The sequence below is a fragment of the Megasphaera hutchinsoni genome, assembly GCF_001553405.1.
Classification (GTDB): Bacteria; Bacillota; Negativicutes; order Veillonellales; family Megasphaeraceae; genus Megasphaera; species Megasphaera hutchinsoni.
In genome coordinates this window covers 1-18,774 of record NZ_KQ960926.1, presented here as the reverse complement: position 1 = coordinate 18,774, position 18,774 = coordinate 1, and the positions used below count along the sequence as shown (strand labels likewise).

At 37.3% G+C, this 18,774-nt stretch carries 17 protein-coding genes and 2 tRNA genes; 15 read left to right on the top strand and 4 right to left on the bottom strand.

Annotated elements, in window-relative coordinates:
* Positions 1-124 precede the first annotated feature (124 nt).
* The 12 genes from HMPREF3182_RS00690 (at position 125) to HMPREF3182_RS00635 (ending at position 10,426) form a co-directional block, all read left to right on the top strand.
* Positions 125-901, top strand: coding sequence for a CpXC domain-containing protein (locus HMPREF3182_RS00690; protein WP_062484924.1), 777 nt, complete (start codon positions 125-127; stop codon positions 899-901).
* Between the two features lie 73 nt (positions 902-974).
* Positions 975-2,270 (top strand): phosphopyruvate hydratase, encoded by a 1,296-nt coding sequence (gene eno / locus HMPREF3182_RS00685; protein ID WP_062484923.1) that lies wholly within the window; start codon positions 975-977, stop codon positions 2,268-2,270.
* Between the two features lie 139 nt (positions 2,271-2,409).
* Entirely contained in the window at positions 2,410-3,369 is a 960-nt protein-coding gene (locus HMPREF3182_RS00680; RefSeq protein WP_007391985.1) for a C-terminal binding protein, read from the top strand.
* Positions 3,370-3,475: 106 nt separating this feature from the next.
* On the top strand, positions 3,476-4,420 hold the full coding sequence (locus tag HMPREF3182_RS00675) for a phosphodiester glycosidase family protein (protein ID WP_007391982.1): 945 nt from the start codon (positions 3,476-3,478) through the stop codon (positions 4,418-4,420).
* A gap of 8 nt (positions 4,421-4,428) precedes the next feature.
* Complete coding sequence (locus HMPREF3182_RS00670) at positions 4,429-5,337, top strand: hypothetical protein (RefSeq protein ID WP_007392008.1); 909 nt, start codon at positions 4,429-4,431, stop codon at positions 5,335-5,337.
* A 16-nt stretch (positions 5,338-5,353) separates the two neighbouring features.
* Positions 5,354-5,644 carry a hypothetical protein gene (locus HMPREF3182_RS00665; protein ID WP_180977868.1) on the top strand — a complete coding sequence of 97 codons (291 nt, stop codon included), beginning with the start codon at positions 5,354-5,356 and terminating at the stop codon, positions 5,642-5,644.
* A 38-nt stretch (positions 5,645-5,682) separates the two neighbouring features.
* Positions 5,683-6,180, top strand: coding sequence for a hypothetical protein (locus HMPREF3182_RS00660; RefSeq protein WP_062484919.1), 498 nt, complete (start codon positions 5,683-5,685; stop codon positions 6,178-6,180).
* Positions 6,181-6,320: 140 nt separating this feature from the next.
* Positions 6,321-7,118 (top strand): amino acid ABC transporter substrate-binding protein, encoded by a 798-nt coding sequence (locus HMPREF3182_RS00655; protein WP_007391978.1) that lies wholly within the window; start codon positions 6,321-6,323, stop codon positions 7,116-7,118.
* Between the two features lie 24 nt (positions 7,119-7,142).
* Positions 7,143-7,793, top strand: a complete 651-nt coding sequence (locus tag HMPREF3182_RS00650) for an amino acid ABC transporter permease (RefSeq protein ID WP_007392005.1) — start codon at positions 7,143-7,145, stop codon at positions 7,791-7,793.
* 8 nt (positions 7,794-7,801) lie between these two features.
* Positions 7,802-8,569, top strand: a complete 768-nt coding sequence (locus tag HMPREF3182_RS00645; protein WP_007391995.1) for an amino acid ABC transporter ATP-binding protein — start codon at positions 7,802-7,804, stop codon at positions 8,567-8,569.
* A 126-nt stretch (positions 8,570-8,695) separates the two neighbouring features.
* Positions 8,696-9,250 carry a pepsin/retropepsin-like aspartic protease family protein gene (locus tag HMPREF3182_RS00640; RefSeq protein ID WP_007391977.1) on the top strand — a complete coding sequence of 185 codons (555 nt, stop codon included), beginning with the start codon at positions 8,696-8,698 and terminating at the stop codon, positions 9,248-9,250.
* 9 nt (positions 9,251-9,259) lie between these two features.
* Entirely contained in the window at positions 9,260-10,426 is a 1,167-nt protein-coding gene (locus HMPREF3182_RS00635) for a type II secretion system protein GspD (protein ID WP_062484917.1), read from the top strand.
* Between the two features lie 13 nt (positions 10,427-10,439).
* On the opposite strand, the gene HMPREF3182_RS00630 is transcribed toward HMPREF3182_RS00635, so the two are convergent.
* The 4 genes from HMPREF3182_RS00630 to HMPREF3182_RS00615 form a co-directional block, all read right to left on the bottom strand.
* On the bottom strand, positions 10,440-11,288 hold the full coding sequence (locus HMPREF3182_RS00630; RefSeq protein ID WP_062484915.1) for a hypothetical protein: 849 nt from the start codon (positions 11,286-11,288) through the stop codon (positions 10,440-10,442).
* The gene (locus HMPREF3182_RS00625; protein WP_007391991.1) at positions 11,278-12,006 is read right to left on the bottom strand and encodes an OmpA family protein; all 729 of its coding nucleotides are present in this window, start codon (positions 12,004-12,006) and stop codon (positions 11,278-11,280) included. Before HMPREF3182_RS00625 ends, HMPREF3182_RS00630 begins: the two co-directional genes overlap by 11 nt.
* Positions 12,006-12,767 carry a hypothetical protein gene (locus tag HMPREF3182_RS00620; RefSeq protein ID WP_062484913.1) on the bottom strand — a complete coding sequence of 254 codons (762 nt, stop codon included), beginning with the start codon at positions 12,765-12,767 and terminating at the stop codon, positions 12,006-12,008. The genes HMPREF3182_RS00625 and HMPREF3182_RS00620 overlap by 1 nt, the downstream gene beginning before the upstream one ends.
* 249 nt (positions 12,768-13,016) lie before the next feature.
* Positions 13,017-17,324, bottom strand: coding sequence for a 2-hydroxyacyl-CoA dehydratase (locus HMPREF3182_RS00615; RefSeq protein WP_062484911.1), 4,308 nt, complete (start codon positions 17,322-17,324; stop codon positions 13,017-13,019).
* Between the two features lie 256 nt (positions 17,325-17,580).
* On the opposite strand from HMPREF3182_RS00615, the gene speE reads away from it, so the two are divergent.
* The 3 genes from speE (at position 17,581) to HMPREF3182_RS00600 (ending at position 18,715) form a co-directional block, all read left to right on the top strand.
* Positions 17,581-18,429 (top strand): polyamine aminopropyltransferase, encoded by an 849-nt coding sequence (speE, locus tag HMPREF3182_RS00610; protein WP_062484909.1) that lies wholly within the window; start codon positions 17,581-17,583, stop codon positions 18,427-18,429.
* A 134-nt stretch (positions 18,430-18,563) separates the two neighbouring features.
* Positions 18,564-18,639 (top strand) — tRNA-His (locus tag HMPREF3182_RS00605).
* 1 nt (position 18,640) lies between these two features.
* A tRNA-Gln gene (locus HMPREF3182_RS00600) sits at positions 18,641-18,715 on the top strand.
* Positions 18,716-18,774: the final 59 nt, after the last annotated feature.

The window sequence follows — 18,774 nt, the reverse complement described above, 5'->3', positions numbered from 1 at the left end:
AAAAAATATATATAAAATAGCTGTTTTTTTATGACGTTCATTTGTATGCTATAATAATGGTCAGAGATTATATAAAATAGCTTGTTGGGCAAACATATTCGTACATAGGGAGGATATGGTATAGATGCAAATGGGGTATATTATTCAAGAAGTAGTCATAACGTGTCCTACTTGTCAGCATAAAAGTGGGGTTATTGGCTTTTCTCATATTCATCGGGAGGGGGCTTTGCAGATATATGATAAGGTGTTGAATGACGAATCATTCTTTTTTCATATTTGTCCGTTTTGTCATGGTGAGTTGTATTTAGATATACCTTGCTTATATATCGATGATACACGAAAAAGTATGATTTGGTTAACTTCAGCGGTACCTAATATTGACGAACAGACGAAACAATTTTTGGGAGAAAGAAAATGGACGGATTATACTTGTCGTATAGTGAAAAATGCGGGAGAGTTAAGAGAAAAAATTATTGAAATGGAGTCCCCGTATGATGATAGAACGTATGAATTATTAAAAATGGGAGCATATCGTTTATTAACGCCTAGGAGGCAAGAACAATATCCGTTATCGGCATGTCATATTTCGCGAGATACGGATCAACGGTTGTTGGTATTTTTAGATAAGCAAGCTAAGCATACGGGTTGTGTCTATAAGATTAGTAAGCGGATAGAACAAATGACGCAAGACTTATTTGAACCCATTTGGATTACCGTACAGACGAAACAAGAAAAAGGGCACTTTTTGAGGTTTGATACTGCATGGGCTAATCAGATGTTGGAAGGTGCTATTCAGATGGCGGAAAGATCAAAGGGAATATATGCTCAGTTGCTTGGGTATTGGATACATTGTATAGGTCAGGAGATATTTCAATGTGACATTACAGTCGCAGAAAAGTAGTATATAATGGTAGGAGTTGAGTATATTCCATTGTATAATAAAGAAAAGTGTAAATGTAAAAGGAGGATTATACATGAAAGAGGTACATATTAAGTCTATAAAAGGACGGGAAATATTAGATTCTCGAGGCAATCCTACGGTACAAGCAGATGTTTTAGGTGATAATGGGGTGTTAGGCAGAGGCTCTTCTCCCAGTGGGGCTTCAACAGGGCAGTTTGAAGCATTAGAATTGCGTGATGGTGATCGTGCTAGATTTGCTGGTAAAGGCGTTCGCGTAGCTACTAAACATGTAAATAAAGCGATCGCACAGTTGTTAACAGGTAAGTCACTATTGCATCAATATGAATTGGATCAAGCCATGATTCAAGCGGATGGCACCGCAGATAAATCTCGGTTAGGAGCGAATGCTATGTTAGCTGTTTCTTTGGCGAGCACAGTAGCAGCTGCTGATAGTGTAGGGTTGCCTTTATATCGTTATTTAGGTGGCGTTAATGGGAATACATTGCCTGTGCCGATGATGAATATTTTGAACGGTGGTGTACATGCAGCAAATACGGTTGATGTACAAGAATTTATGATTATGCCTGTAGGGGCCACATCTTTTAAAGAAGGACTAAGATGGTGTGCTGAAGTATATCATGCATTAGCGAAAATATTAAAAGCAGAAGGACTGTCTACGGCCGTAGGGGATGAAGGCGGATTTGCACCAGATTTGTCGACGGATGAAATAGCCATTCAGTATATTTTACATGCGATTGAAATGGCTGGATATTATCCTGGGCGGGATTTTGTGTTGGCATTGGATGCGGCCGCTAGTGAATGGAAAGGAACAGAAATTGGTTCGTATCGCTTACCTAAAAGTGGACAGACATTTACATCTAAAACATTGATTGATCATTGGAAAATGTTAGTAGAGAAGTATCCTATTTATTCTATTGAAGATGGGTTAGATGAGGAAGATTGGGATGGATGGAAATTGTTGACCCAAGAATTAGGTCATCGAATTCAGTTAGTAGGTGATGATTTATTTGTTACGAATGCGAAACGCTTAGAAAAAGGAATTCATGGTGGTTGTGGTAATGCTATTTTGATTAAGTTGAATCAAATTGGTACGGTCACAGAAACGTTAGAAACCATGAAGTTAGCACATCGGTATGGATATCGTACGATTGTTTCACATCGTTCAGGGGAAACGGAAGATACTTTTATTGCTGATTTAGCTGTAGCATTAAATGCAGGACAAATTAAAACAGGGGCTCCTAATCGAAGTGAACGAGTGGCTAAGTATAATCGTTTATTGCAAATTGAAGAAGAATTAGATGAAGCAAGTAGATATTTGGGAAAAGAAATTTTTAATAGAAGTAAATAAGATAGAAAAAGAGAAGAGCCTAGCTACTTCTCTTTTTTTCTGTCTTTGTTATGGGTCTATACTTGCTAATTAAGTTGATATATGGTATATAATTAAGTATATCTTTATCTCTTATAATTTTAGGAAAAGGGGCAGTGATATGTATCACATAAGTGTTTTAACGGGTCGTCAAGATGAAGACGATTTTGGAGAGAGGTTGCGCGATATTGCGCGCGTAACGTATTGTGCTTTATCTGATGAAGATAATATGGCAGATGCATTAGAAGATGCAGAGGTCATTATTTGTAAAAATGAGCGGTTACAGAAATCGTTATTACAACGATTAACAGATTTAAAATTAATTGTTATTTTATCAACACGAAGCGATAGTGTAGATATCCAAGCCGCTCATGAATTGGGAATTACCGTATTAAATAATCAATCCTATTGTGTTACGGATATAGCTGATCATACGTGTGCAATGATGCTTGCACTGATTCGTCAGTTACCAGAATACCAAAGTGATATTCGCAAACATAGTAGGTGGCAATTTGGCTCTGTTACGTGGCCGTTACATCGCGTAGGGGATACTCTTATTGGGTTAGTAGGATATGGACATGTGGGGAGAGCGGTTGCTAAGCGTATGCAAGTATTTGGTTGTTCTATTCAAGCCTATGATCCTTTTGTGGATGAACAAATTATGCAGAAGGATAATGTTCGTCCATTAGATTTTGATAAATTACTAAAAACAAGTGATATGATTTCGTTACATTTGCCGTTGGATGAAACGACACAATATATATTTCAAGATGAGCAGTTTGAACAAATGAAAAAAGGCGCGATGTTTGTTAATTGCTGTCGGGGAGGATTAGCGGATGAAGCGGCGTTGTATCATGCTGTTGATGATGGACATATTCGAAGTGCTGCATTAGATGTGTTATCCATGGAAAATCCAAGTCCGATGTTACTAAAGATGATTGCTCGACCAGAGTTTTTATTAACTCCTAATGTAGGATATCATTCGGTGGAAGCAGATGAACAGGTGCGGTGTGAAGCGGAACAATATATACGTGATTTTTTAGTAGGACGGAGAGATAGATTACCTATTGTCACGCCTTAAAAAGAAATGTGGTATGCATAAAAAAGCCGTAACTGGTACAGTACGGCTTTTATCTTTCATGTATAGACAATGGTAGAGCGTAGAGAGCAGAAACTAGAGGGTGCTAATGAAACAATACATAAAAGCATGGATTAAATTTTTGATTGTTTTAATCGTTTTTTTTGGTGTTACATCACCATTTGTAGTACTGTTTGGACCTTTTGATAATATTAAACGTACTGTTGTTGGTGCGGTGTTAAAAAGTAGACATCCCCAATATATTACATGGTTGTTTTCGCAACAGCAAATTGAACAAATTTTGGGTGGAATTAGTCATGTCCCCAAACAAAAATTGTTTAAATTTAAGGAAAATAACGATACCTCATTGCGTTTAAAATATATTAATGCCAAACGATTTAAAGGATTTTTATTGGAAATTTCAGATCCGAAACGAGTGCAAGTTGCAACGGCTGAACATATGAATGAAAAAGGCGAAACCGTCAGTGGTATTGCTACGCGTAGTGGTGCTGTTGCAGCTATTAATGCGGGCGGTTTTTATGATGCGAATGGAACAGGCACTGGTAGAAGTCCGTATGGATTTATTTTGCATGATGGTCATTTTTTATTAGGTGGAAATGTATCTTCTAAAGAGGTTAATGAATTTGTAGGGTTTAATCAAGAGGGCAATTTAATTGCGGGAAATTATAGTAAAGGTGAATTGATCGATATGAATGTACAAGAGGGAATTACCTTTGGCCCGGCATTGATTGTCAATGGGAGAAAAATGATTACAAGTGGAGATGGAGGTTGGGGCGTAGGACCACGAACTGCGATTGGCCAAAGAGCAGATGGAACGGTTTTATTTTTAGTGATTGATGGAAGACAACCAGGTTATTCTGTCGGTGCGACGCTACGAGATGTTCAGAACATCTTATATAAAGAAGGCGCGGTGATTGCAGCGAATTTGGACGGTGGCTCTAGTTCAACGTTATTTTTTAATGGGAAGGTTATTAATAAGCCAGCTGATTTATTGGGAGAACGGATGATTCCAACGGCATTTATTGTTAAATAGGAGGGGCTATGAAACTTCGTAATGTATTGGCAGCTTTTTTTGTAGGCATTTCATGTCAAGCCGCTGCATATATTTATTTGGATCAAGTTTTATTTGCACCTACTTCAGAATTTCAAATTGGGAGCACGAATCAACAAGAGGCCTTGGGATTTGGAATAGAACCCAATGGGCAGTCATATTATTCATATGATAAACGATTTATGGCTACTATTGTAGATGATACGATTTCTATTTATGAAGCAGGGAAACAAGAGGAGCCGAAACGAATTCGGTTACACGGTCGCAAGGTATCGTTTTTTGAATGGCTTCCAGATAGAAACTTAGCGATTTTAGCAACGTATGGAGTAGGAAATAAAGATAAGCGATTTGGTGTATATTTAGCTCAATACAACCCTATATATCCAGATAGAGAGTTAGATACACCAATTAAAGATGCACCTCGTGATAGTAAGATTGTAGATGTGGCATATTCTACGGCAACTAATGTTATTTATATGAAACTAGAAGTTGCTAAAAATCGGTATCGTATTTATCGTACGGATGCTAATTATGCAACACGACGGGTTTCGGTGCAGGCTGAGCGTATTGGTAGGATTGCTGTTTTTTATGATTCTGATACGTTTTTCTATGATAATTTAAAAACGGGCATTGTATATATGCTGGATGGTATTACGTGCAGTTGGCGGGAAATTTCTCCTGTGGGGGCTAAATTTCGTTTAATTGGGATTGATGGGCAAGAAATATATATCGGCGAATTAAATGATAAAGGTAATGTTATCGCGGCATATCGAGGGCGATTAAAGAAAGGATTCACCAAAATTGCTACGTATAAGACTCCACAAAAATTTTCTAAAATAACCTTAAATAGTATGCACGAAGCATCAGATAAAATAGATGAAGCGAGTGAGGACCTATAAAGAGAGGTGAATGGTTTTGAAAAAGGATAAGATCCCTAAAAATAGAGATATTGAAGAGATGTTTTTAGGCAGTGATGAGGAAGCCGTAGAGACCCGTATGTCTAAAAATACACGTATGCAACGCAAATCAAATTTGCGGCAACAATTTTTTGATGATGCATTACAAGAAAAAGTAGGTGCATTTATATTAGATATTAAGATGGCTTATTATAAAGAGGGTGTGGGGGATATTTCGCTAGAAGTAGTGAAACAAGGGAGAGATATTATCATTAAGACTCATCCTAAAATAAGTGGTAAAAATAGATAAAGTATAGACGAAAGTGCAGTTATTTTTGAGGTTGACCTATGGATATAAAAGAGATTGAAAAGCGTTTTTTTTGTGGTAAGGTTGAAGCCGTTTTTTATAACAGTAAGACGTTTATGCGACGGATGAAAGCATTGTATTTAGTGGCGGGAATTTATTTCTTGTGGATGGTAATGCAAAGCTTTTATTGGGATCATCGAGTGGAATATCTATTGGGGGTACTATTTTGCCTTTGGCGATTAGTTAGACAAGATGAAGTGATGTGTGTCGTTGCAGAAAAGGGAATTGTGGTTCGTCAACGATATCTTACGTGGAAGAGTTTTTGGGAAGAACAGTTATCGCCATCAAAACGACTGATTTTTTTAGCGTATAATCAGAATTTTTTTCTGTCTGCGGATGGGAAAGTGATTCATATGGGAAATCCTGCAACAGGTAATGTAGTAACGATACCTGTTGCATTGCAATTTTTGAATAAAAAGGATAGACAGCTTCTTAAGCAACATATTAATCGGCGGCAAGAAAATCAAGATATATCGTAATACAGGAACGAAAAACAGGAAGATGGATCTCTTTAAAAGAGGTCATGATATTTTTTGCTTTATCCCTTTACTAATTTAACGTAATGAAGTATTATATATGTATATTACAGATGAGTATAGAAAAGGAAGGAGCAAGAAATATGAAAGGGATATGGAAAAAGGGTATAGCAATAGGATTAGCGATAGGGTGTTTACTGATGGCTGGGTGTGGACATAAGTCGGATGTGCAGAATGCATTACCTGATAAAATTATTATTGGTCTGGATGATAATTTTCCACCTATGGGCTTTCGAGATAATAATGGTGATCTTGTTGGATTTGATATTGATTTAGCGAGGGAAGTTGAAAAACGGATCGGCATTCCTGTTTCATTTCAAACGATTGATTGGGATAGTAAAGAAGCAGCATTGAAAAGTGGACAAGTAGATATGCTTTGGAATGGGCTTACGATCACACCAGAACGGGAAAAAGTAATCGCTTTTTCTAAACCTTATATGAAGAATGATCAATTGCTTATTGTACGTGCTTCGTCGAACATTCAGAATAAAGACGGGTTTAAGGGGAAAGTTATAGGAACACAAGAAGGAAGTAGTTCCATTGATGCTTTAAATCGGCATACAGCGTTTCAACAATCATTAGGAGAAGTAAAAAAATATGGTGATTTCGTAAATGCGTTTATGGATTTACAGTTGGGAAGAATTGATGGGGTATTAGTGGATAGTGTAGTAGGGCGTTATTATATGGAAAAAAAAGCGGGACAATTTCGTGTGGTTGATACATCGTTAGGTGAAGAAACCTTTGGCATTGGGATGAGAAAGGAAGATACTGCGTTATGTAATAAAATCAATCAAGTATTAAAAGAATTAAGCGACGACGGTACTATGGCTGCGTTATCGCAAAAATGGCTGGGAGAAGATATTACGTTAAAAGTAAAATAATAGGATAGAAAGAGAAGGAAATTCATGGAGTATATCAGTGCTATTGTGCCTGCTATTGCAGAAGGCATACAGGTAACATTAAAAATCTTTTTTATTACGATTATCTTGAGTTTACCGTTAGGAATCCTTTTTTCGGTAATACGTACATCACAACTTATGGCGTTTCGTAAGGTTATTAGTATATATATTTATATCATGCGTGGGACGCCGCTTATGTTACAAATATTATTTATTTATTATGGGTTACCTTTTTTAGTGGAAGGCTTGCGTTTACCACCTTTTGGCGCGGCTATTATTGCCTTTGTATTCAATTATGCTGCGTATTTTGCTGAGATTTTTCGAGGTGGAATTCAATCTATTGATCGAGGTCAATATGAAGGGGCAAAGGTATTGGGAATGACTTATGGTCAGACGATGCGACACATTATATTGCCACAGGTAGTTAAATGTGTATTGCCACCAGTCGCGAATGAAACGATTAATTTATTGAAAGACACGTCGTTAGTGTATATTTTAGCGATGAATGATATCTTGCGTATTACGAGATCCATTGTACAACGAGATTTTGATACGACGGCATTCTTGGTAGCTGCTATTTTTTATTTAGTGTTTACATTTATTTTAACAACGATTTTTAATTATTTGGAAAAACGATATGCTATGTATGATGAATAGGAGTTAGTATGAGTTTTATTGAGATGAACCATATTAGAAAAAAATTTAAAGATATAGATGTATTGAAAGATGTTACCGTACATGTGAATGAGGGAGACGTTGTTTCTATCATAGGCCCGTCAGGAAGCGGTAAAAGTACACTTTTGCGATGCTTATGTCAATTGGAACAGATTGATACGGGGGATATTGTCGTGCAAGGAGATATCTTAGTACATACACCTGAAGGAAGCACTCAGGCTATATATGCGGATACTAATGAGGCACGGAATATTTGCCGCCGTATGGGTATGTGTTTTCAGCAATTTAATTTGTTTCCTCATATGACCGTATTGGATAATTTATTGGAAGCTCCGCGTATTGTGAAAGGAATGAAAAAAGAAGAAGTATTGCCTTTAGCAGAAGAACTTTTACGCAAGGTAGGGTTATGGCAGAAAAAGGATTTGTACCCGTCACGGTTATCGGGCGGGCAACAACAGCGCGTAGCTATTGCTCGAGCGTTAGCAATGGAACCGGATATCATGCTTTTTGATGAACCTACATCTGCTTTAGATCCAGAATTAACGGGGGAAGTGCTTCGTACAATTCAACAATTGACAGAAGATGAAATGACGATGATAATTGTGACACATGAAATGGCATTTGCAAAAGAAGTAGCAGATCATGTGATTTTTATGGCGGATGGATGTATACAAGAAGAAGGCACACCAACGGAAATATTTGAGCAACCAAAACAAGAACGAACGAAAATGTTTTTGCAATCCATGTTGCGAATATAAGAAAAATAAAAACAAGGTTAATGGTTATTAAAAATTCAATGCCATTAACCTTGTTTTTTAAGTATAATTTAATTGAAAAATATATATTTTTTGTTATACTAGAGCCATAGAATGAGGTGGTTATCCATGGAGAAAGGGAAAGAGTATTTTTTAAACTTGTGGCATCAATATGGAAAGCGTTTGTTCCCTTATGGCTTGATTTTTTTCGCATTGCTCAGTATTTATTTATTTTGGGATGGAAATTCTTTATGGGAAAATAAGACTGTATCTGTTGCATCTAATGTAGAGGAAGAAATGCGAGATATTGATCAAAACGAAGATCAAGATATGGCATCCGCAGAGTCGAATATTCAATTAGTGTATAGTACGGAAAAGGCAGTTCGGTACAAGGATATACCAGATTTATTAGCTACTACAGCATCCTTAACGGCTATAGAAAATAATTCTGATATGGAACCAACAGAGGGGGAAGGCACAGAAAGAGATGTACAAGCAATAGCCTTACCAACGATTCGAGGATTCATGAAACAAAAAAACATGCCAATTGTATTATTACAATATCAAAATAAGGTTCAGGCATGTCAAGTAGGAGATGTTATTGGTTCATATACGGTATTATATATACATGAAAATTGTGTGGGTATAGGGGATAAAGGACAAGTATGGGAAATAAAAGGATGAGGTGAGTATATGAAAAAAAAGGTTAGTAGTATATTTTTGACGTTATGCTGTCTAAGTTGTACATATGTATCTGCGATGACTATTAATGTGAGTGATGCACCGATTCGTTCTATTTTAGAGGGCGTGATTAAGGCAGGAAATATGAACGTATTAATTGATGATTCAGTGCAAGGAAATATGACATTACATATAGAACATGTTACACCAGAGGAAGTAGTAGATGTTATTACGGAAAGTCAAAATTTATTTTATGATAAAAGTGGCACGGTTCGTTATATCACCGCAGGTCGCAATCATGAAAGAGAAATAAAATATTATACATGGCAGTTACAATATACCACGCCTGAATATGTAGCAGAGGCGGTTCAAGCGATGATACCAGCTGCTAAAATTAAGCATCATTCGCTATCGAATACATTAGTTGTAGGTGCGACCAAACGAGAAGCTCAATTGATAAATAAATTAGTTGCCCAATTAGACAAGAAACCATTACAAGTCGATGTATCTGTTCGCATTATGTCAATAGATCGTAAAGCATTAAAAAAACAAGGTATTGAATGGGATTGGTCGACATGGAGTAATGAAGGAGGAAGTTTATTTTCATGGGTTGGGCATATTCAAGCATTAGAAGAAAAGGGAGATGCAGAAATTTTAGCTAATCCTCATATTATGGCAATGAATGGACAAGCGGCACATATTTTAATTGGAGATAGAGTTCCGGTAGCAAAAGAACATACAAAACAAGGTGAAAAAACAACGTCTGTATCGTATGAAGAAGCCGGGGTAAAATTAAATTACACGCCCATTATTCATGCGGATGGAAGTGTGACGGCAGCTATTGAAGCTGAGGTAAGTACTCCCGTATTAGTGCCTGAAATGAAAGCGTATCGAATTTCAACGCGTAGAGCCAAGACGGTTGTACGAATGAAACCGGATAAAACATTGGTTATCGGCGGTTTAATCGGCAAAGAAGAGATGGAACATTTTCGCAAAGTACCGTTACTGGGAGATATTCCCTTAGTGGGGAAATTATTCCAAAGTCGCTATAAGACGTCTAAAGAAACGGAAGTGGTAATTATGTTACAAGCCCGTCCGATACAGGATGAGGAACAAAATACGGTGGCTACAGAGCTGTTTCCGTCTATAGAAGGAGGGGATAAAGACAAAGGCATATAAATGAATAGAGGTCTTATTTAGTAAATTGGTGTTTTCTTTTGGGACGATGCGGATGTTCCTGGTTGTGGCAAATATAACATAATACTTCTAAATTGTCTGGACGAATATCCAGACAATTTTTATTTTTGTGATGTACTTCAATAAAGGTTTTTTCTTCTTGTGTCGTTGCGTGAAAATTGCAACGTTCATAGGTCCAATTTCTCAGTTCTTTTAGTTTTAAAGATGTCTGTGCCCATGCTATTGGATATTTGGAAGTTAGGTTTCCACTGGAAGCCATGGTAGAAAGTTGTGAAAAACGTTTGGGAGAAAAGAATGCGTGATGGCATTCTTCTTTGTAAAAACGGAAAATGTCAAAATTATGTTCATTGTAGCCCTTTTTTGTTAAGTTAAGTTTTGAATCCAGTATTTTATAGTAGTAATGACATAAAACATGGGGACGAATTTCCTGTGTTTCTTTCCCGTTTTCCCTTAAAACAACCAGAAAAGAGCCGTCATAACGAGTACTTATGGCAAATTTATTATTTATGTCGGTATCTAATGCTTTTTTTAATGCAGCGCAAGCACATGTATGATAAAAGGGATAAGGAATTTTTCCGTTTTGGGTATATTGTATTTTTTTATGTACCAATATGAGCTGATTATAGTTTGTATAAAGTAATTCTTGGTTCATTTGTTCTATATTTTCATACATGACGGAAGGAATATCCGTAAGCGGAATGTTACCTATATAAATTTCAGATGTAGGGGGGAAAATATAGTCAGGAAGAGTAAAAGAAAATTCAGATTTCGGCGGAGCGGTAGGATGATTTATTCCGGCGATGGTATAAAGGTCATGGATTTTATTGTTTAGATTAGTAGTCATTGTTTATCTCCATATTTAATTTTTTTACAGTAGCTTCATCATTGGCGATTACTCTGAACGCTATTCGTCGAGAGGCATTTTTATCTTCGACACCATTTATTTTTTTTAATTTACTGGAGGACAAGCCGTTTGCAGTTAGTTTGTCTTTTATTAATCCGTGATAGGGTTTTAATTCAGGAAGCGATAAAGCATAATTAATAATTTCTCTTGTGCGACTTTGCGATAATTCCATATTTTTTATGTATTTTTCGTCATCGGATAAGGCCGCATCGGTAGCATTTGTGTATGTCCATTCTGAGGACGTATGTCCTTCAATACGGATTTCTTTAATACTGTTATGATTTTTTTGATATACGGTATTGATAGCTTTTAAATATTTGGGTAAAAAATGTCTCAATGTTTCTTTAAATTCCGGGGTCAGTTCGGAAGAGCCGGCGGCAAAGCGACAACCGGCCTGATCAAAAGAGGCGGATCCGTCTGCTTGGTCAAGATGATATTGGTGTATTTCTTGGGAGGAAAAATTTTTATCAATATTATTTTTTAACTCTTGTTTAAATTGAATGGATTTTTGGGTGACATTTTTAAATCGTTGATTAGCAGCGGATAAATTTTGTGTCATAATAATAGAAATAAATAAAAATAGTACTAATAAGCCGGACATTAAATCGGTATTGGAAATCCAAACAGAAGTTTCATCGTCTTTTTGTTTATTGAACATTAGTTGTCGCCACCTTTTTCATATAAGTCATTGAAGATGTGTTCCATGATTTCCGATTCATCTTCTGCTTGGGTCCCGGAAAGAGCGGCGGCGTGCGGTGTATCGGAAGTAAGAGCCGCAGTATTGGGTAAGTCCGGATTGCAGGCGGTGTCGACGGGGGAATTTATAGTGGCAGTAGCGGATGGTAACGGGTTTTCCGAATTTGTTGTGACTGTAGAAGTTGTAGCGGTTTCTTTTGAGGAAGATAAACTATCAATATTTTTATAAATAGTTTGTATATCGGTCATATATTTTTCTTTGGCAACTGTAATAATTTCGCCGATTGCAGTCATTATTTCACTCAGACTGGTTTCCATCATTTCATGGTAGCGTTTTTGTGATTCTAACAGTTGATCATTATAGGTCATATTTTTTTGCGTTAAATTGGCGCTTAAAATATCGAATGCTTTTACAATTCCTTCCTGACCGCGATGGATAATTGCAGGTTGTGAATTTATTTCGGCGGATACATTTTTTAAGTTTTGTGTGTATTCGGCCAAATCGTTACTTTGATTTTTGAGTGCTTCCATATAGCCGCTCATATGATCGGAGAGTTGTGCAATCATCGTTGCGGTAGATTTTGTAGAGGTGCTTTGTAACTCTTGAATTGTCCGAGTAATATTTTGTACAGTATCTTTTTCTGTAGATAAAATTTCATTTTGTGAATCTCTGAAAAGGGCAGTTAAGTTATTGGTTTGTGAATGAATGCCAATATTGGCCATAATATGGCGGAATATTCATTTAGGTGTTGTGTAGGGACAAAATAATTTAAAAAGTAGTCTTTAACAATATTCATTATTATGATTCCTCCTATATATATTGTGAAGAACACTATTAATTTGTAAAAAAAATGAGATTTAATTGTGTTAGTTATAAACAAAGCATGCAGGTTGTAGAGTGATACTCTACAACCTGCATGCTTTGTTTTGAAAAACTATTTTCATATAAGCTTTTTCGGTAGTGGTATAGGGTTATTGTTTTTCTCCCGGAATGGAACTGTTTAAGTGCACGCCCGGTAAGAAGGGACGCATGGGTTTTTGTTGGGGTGACGCTTCTTTTCTAATATTATCAAATGTGGTTGTTAGCATTAATTTTAAACGGTTTGTTTGATTTACTGCACTGGAACCAGGATCATAATCAATTGCAACAATGTTGGTATCGGGGAAGGAGGCTTTTAAGGTTTTGATCATGCCTTTTCCCGTTACATGGTTGGGCAGGCAAGCCCAAGGTTGCAGGCAGACTATATTTTTGGCACCGCGGTGCATAAGATCAATCATATCGCCGGTGAGGAACCAGCCTTCTCCAGCTTCATGTCCTAGGGAGAGATATTTTTTTGCTTCTTTGGCAATATCGTAAATAGACGTAATGGGATCAAAATGGCGACTCTTTTCTACGGCGTTACGATATGGTTTGCGGTACCATTCAATCAGTTTTACTGCACTTTTACTGAGAAAATAGGAGAGCCAAGTTCCTGATAGGTATTTATAGCGGAATTGATTATCCAACAATCCATATAAAATAAAATCTGCTAAGCCAGAAACGATAATTTCGCCTCCTTCTTCTTCAATCATGCGGACGATGTGATTATTGGCAATAGGGTGAAATTTCACGTAAATTTCGCCTACTAGACCTATTCGCGGTTTTACTGTTTCATCTATTTCAACGGCATCAAATTCGGCAATCATATTACGGATATTCTTTTTGTATGTTTTGATATCTGCACGAAGTAAGTCATGAGTGCATTTTGCTTGCCATTTTTTAAATAATCCTTCGGCCGTACCTTTTATTTTTTCATAAGGACGGATTCGATATAGTATTTGTTGTAGTGCATCTCCGTATATAACTGCCATGGCTAAGCGATGCCAGAAACCGAAGCCTGGACTAAAGCCGGGATGGGCATTTAGTCCTTTTGCATTTAGCGAAAGAATAGGAACTTGTCCTAAATTGGCATCAGCTAAGGCTTTGCGAATCATACCGATATAATTGGTGGCCCGACAACATCCGCCTGTTTGAGAAACCATAACAGCCGTATGATTGATATCGTATTTTCCTGATTTTAAAGCGGTAATAATTTGACCTAACGACATAATGGCAGGATAGCAAGCATCGTTATGAATATAGGCTAATCCATTATCGATAGCTTCGGCTCCTTGATGCGGTAACAGTTCCAAATGAAATCCTTCATGCACAAAGGCGGATTGGAACATGGGAAAATGAATTGGTGTCATGGAAGGAGCTAAGATAACATTTGTTTTTTTGTTTTCTTTGGTAAAAATAGCCTTTTTATAGGTGTATTCTTCGACTGGGGTAGGAGATAAGGCTGCACGATGGTTCATGACAAATAAAAGGGAACGGAGGCGAATACGAATTGCTCCTAAATTAGAACCTTCGTCAATTTTTAATAACGTATGAATTTTATGCCCTTTAGTCAATATTTCTTGTACTTGATCGGCAACGATAGCATCTAAACCACAACCAAAAGAGCTTAGTTCTACGCATTCTAAATTAGGTTGAGTGACAATATATTGAGCGGCTCGATACAAGCGCGAGTGGTAAGACCATTGATCAACGACTCGAAGATGTTCGGGGAGATGTCCTAAAGGAGCGATGCCATCTTCGGTTAGTACAGCAAGTCCTAAGCTGGAAATGAGATCGGCAATACCATGATTGATTTCAGGATCTACGTGGTAAGGACGACCACAAAGGACAATCGCACGATCTCCGTCTTGGGTTAATCGTTTTAACGTTTTCTTGGTTAATGCATAATATTTTTGTTTATATGATTCTTCTTCGTTCCATGCGGCTAAAGCGGCTTTTTTAATTTCTTGTTTCGATAACCCCCATACACGCAGTTCTTCTTGCAACCGTGGAATAATACGTTTTTTGTCGTGAATGGGTAAGAATGGACTTAAAATGGGAGTGTTGCTATCAGCTAGTTGTTCTCCCATATTATTACGTATTACTTCGGGGTAACTCATTACCATTGGACAATTAAAGGAGTTATCGCGGCTTCCTTCGGTAGGCCCATTTTGAATACATGGATAGAATATTCGATCTACTTTTTTCTCTAATAAGTTGGCAATATGACCATGCACCATTTTTGCAGGATAACAAGCTGAGTCAGAAGGAATGGTATCCATTGCTTTTTCGAACAATCTTTTGGAAGAGCGGTCGGAAAGAACTACTTGATAACCTAGCTGAGTAAAGAAAGTAAACCAAAATGGATAGTCTTCATACATGTTTAATACGCGAGGAATTCCGACAGTTCCCTTAGGTGCATTTTTTAAGGGTTTGTAATGGAATAATAGATCATATTTTGTTCTATACAAGTTAGGCAGTTTTTTCTTTTTTTTACCGACGGAATTCGATGCACCACGTTCACAGCGATTGCCTGTGATGAAGGACCGACCGTCATTAAATGAATTGACGGTTAAGAGGCAATTGTTAGTACATAAGCCACAGTGGCGTATAGAGGTAGATACTTGCAAGGAAGCGATACCTTGTTGATCTAATAATTGGCTAGGTTGATTATCTTGCAGATAGGAATCATGACTAATTAAAGCCATGCCAAATGCACCCATTAAGCCAGATATGACGGGGCGAATGACTTGACGACCTAATAGTTTTTCGAGTGCTCGTAATACGGCATCGTTATAAAAGGTACCACCTTGTACTACAATATGTTTACCTAATTTTTCCGGATCTTTTACTTTAATAACTTTATATAAGGCGTTTTTTATAACGGAGTAGGATAAGCCGGCAGAAATATCGGCTAATGTTGCCCCTTCTTTTTGGGCTTGTTTTACTTTAGAGTTCATAAATACGGTACAACGGGAACCTAGATCAATTGGATTTTTGGCTAATAATGCAGCCTTAGCAAAATCTTCAATTGAAAATTGTAATGATTTAGCAAAGGTATCTAAAAATGATCCGCAACCAGATGAACATGCTTCATTCAATAGAATGTCTTCGATATGTCCATCTTTTAGACGGGTGCATTTCATATCTTGTCCACCAATGTCTAAAATAAAATCTACATCTGGGCAAAAATGAGCAGCAGCTTGATAATGGGCGATTGTTTCAACTTCGCCTAGATCTATATGCAAGGCCTCTTTTAGCAAGGCTTCACCATATCCAGTAATGCCTGTTTTGGCAATAAATGCTTGTGGTGGAAGTTTTCGGTAAATATCCGTTATAATTTGTTGTGCTGCTGCCAATGGACTACCTTCGTTGGTTTGGTAATGGGAATACAGTAATTCGTTTTTCTCACTTAATAAGGCAGCTTTAATGGTTGTTGAGCCAGCATCTAACCCTAAAAAACAAGGACCTGTATAGGTTGTTAAATCGCGTTGTGGAATCGTATGAGTATTATGACGATGTTGAAAGGCATGGAGTTCTTCTTCGTTTTGAAAGAGGGGATCCATGCGGTCAGATTGTGCTAAGGTGGCTTCGTCCACATCTTTTAAGCGATGGATTAAGTCCATAAAAGAAACGGGTTTTTCTTGAAAACTACCTAACGCTGCACCTATGGCAACATATACTTGTGCGTTTTCTGGAGCGATAATTTCATCATCTGTTAAGTGGAGTGTTTTAGCAAATTGTTTTCGTAATTGTGATAAGTAGGTGAGGGGACCGCCTAAAAAGCAGACGGTTCCTTTAATCGGTCTGCCACATGCTAAGCCGGTAATCGTTTGAAAGATGATCGATTGAAAGACGGAGGCAGCGATGTTTTCTTTGCTGGCACCTTCGTTTAATAGTGCTTGGACATCGGTTTTGGCAAATACGCCACAACGAGCTGCTATGGGATATAATGTATCAGCGTGTTTGGCTAATTCATTGAGACCAGATGCATCTGTATGTAGGAGTGAACCCATTTGATCAATAAAAGCACCTGTACCACCAGCACAAGCTCCATTCATACGATGTTCACTTCCGCCAGTGAGGTATGTGATTTTAGCATCTTCACCACCTAATTCAATGATAACATCTGCTTGCGGATGATACGTGCGTACGGCCTTTGTACCTGCAATAACTTCTTGAACGAAGAGAATGTGTAAGTAATCTGCTAAGGCCATACCACCAGAACCAGTGATCGCTAAGGTTACTTGTCGATCACCAAATATTTCAAAGGCATTTTGTAATAATGCCCATACTTTTTGACGAATATCTGTATAATGTCTGACATAACAAGCATGGAGACATTGTTTGTTTTCATTTAATACGGAAATTTTTACAGTTGTAGAACCAATATCAATGCCTATATGTAATAATTTTTCCATGAGAATCACCTTATCGGTATTACACCGAACTTTCTTCAACATATTTGTTATGGATATACCATAACGAATGAGAGACTGTTTCAACTAAAATAGTCTACTTTATATTGTACCACATCTTGCTAAAACGAAAAGAGGAATATTACATGTTGATTTATTATAACGAAAGTATAGACAATGATATAATTCCTTTTATAGGTAGGAAATATAGGTGGTAGTATGCTATAATAATTAAAATACTTAATTTGAGGAGGCTCATATGAAACAATCTGTTACAGAACATCAGTCGCCACATTTGGATTTAACCGCGGAAGCGACAAGTATCATATATGAAGGGAAATCAGAATTTCAAGATATTGTTATAGCTGATACGCCAGAGTTTGGTCGACTTTTGGTATTAGATGGTGTGTTTCAAACATCTGATAAAGAAGAATTTATGTATCATGAAAGTATTGTCCATATACCTCTTTTCTTACATCCATCGCCTAAACATGTGTTGATTATTGGCGGCGGCGATGGTGGTTCTGCTCGAGAAGCCGTAAGACATGAAGCAGTAGAATCGGTTACGATGGTAGATATTGATGGTCAAGTGATTGAATTATCTAAACAGTATTTTCCACAAATATCGAAGGCAATACGGGAACAACATCCTAAATTAACCGTTCGTGTGGGAGATGGGATTGCTTTTATGAGAGAAGCTAAAAATGCATATGATGTTATTATTGTGGATTGCTCTGATCCTGTTGGCCCTGGTGAAGGGTTATTTACACATGAATTTTATCAAGATACATATAATGCATTAAAAGAAGATGGCTTATTTGTACAACAAACAGAATCTCCGTTTATGCATAGAAAAGTGGTACATGATATTTTTGTGAATGTACAAGATATTTTTCCGATAGCACGGCTGTATACGGCGTTTATTCCTATTTATCCAACGGGTATGCATTGTTTCACGATGGGAACTAAAAAGTATGATCCCTTAATATGGACGGCTAATCGTAAACGCACATTCCCGACTAAATATTATAATGAAGGTATTCAGCGTAGTGCATTTGTATTGCCTAATTTTGTTAAAGATATATTGTATGGAGAAAAAGACCGCTAACTACATAATATAAAGTTCATAGTATATTTAGAGAAATATATTTTGATTGGGTATTGACACTACATTTGAATAATGATAGAATAATCTACGTTACCGACACCCCATGTAGGGGTGATGGTGATGTGGATTATATGGCGGGTATGGTGAAGTGGTTAACACGACGGATTGTGGCTCCGTTATTCTAGGGTTCGATTCCCTATACTCGCCCCATAGGGGTATAGCCAAGTGGTAAGGCAACGGACTTTGACTCCGTCATGCGCTGGTTCAAATCCAGCTACCCCTGCCAATTATGATTCATTAGCTCAGTTGGTAGAGCACCTGACTTTTAATCAGGGTGTCCCGAGT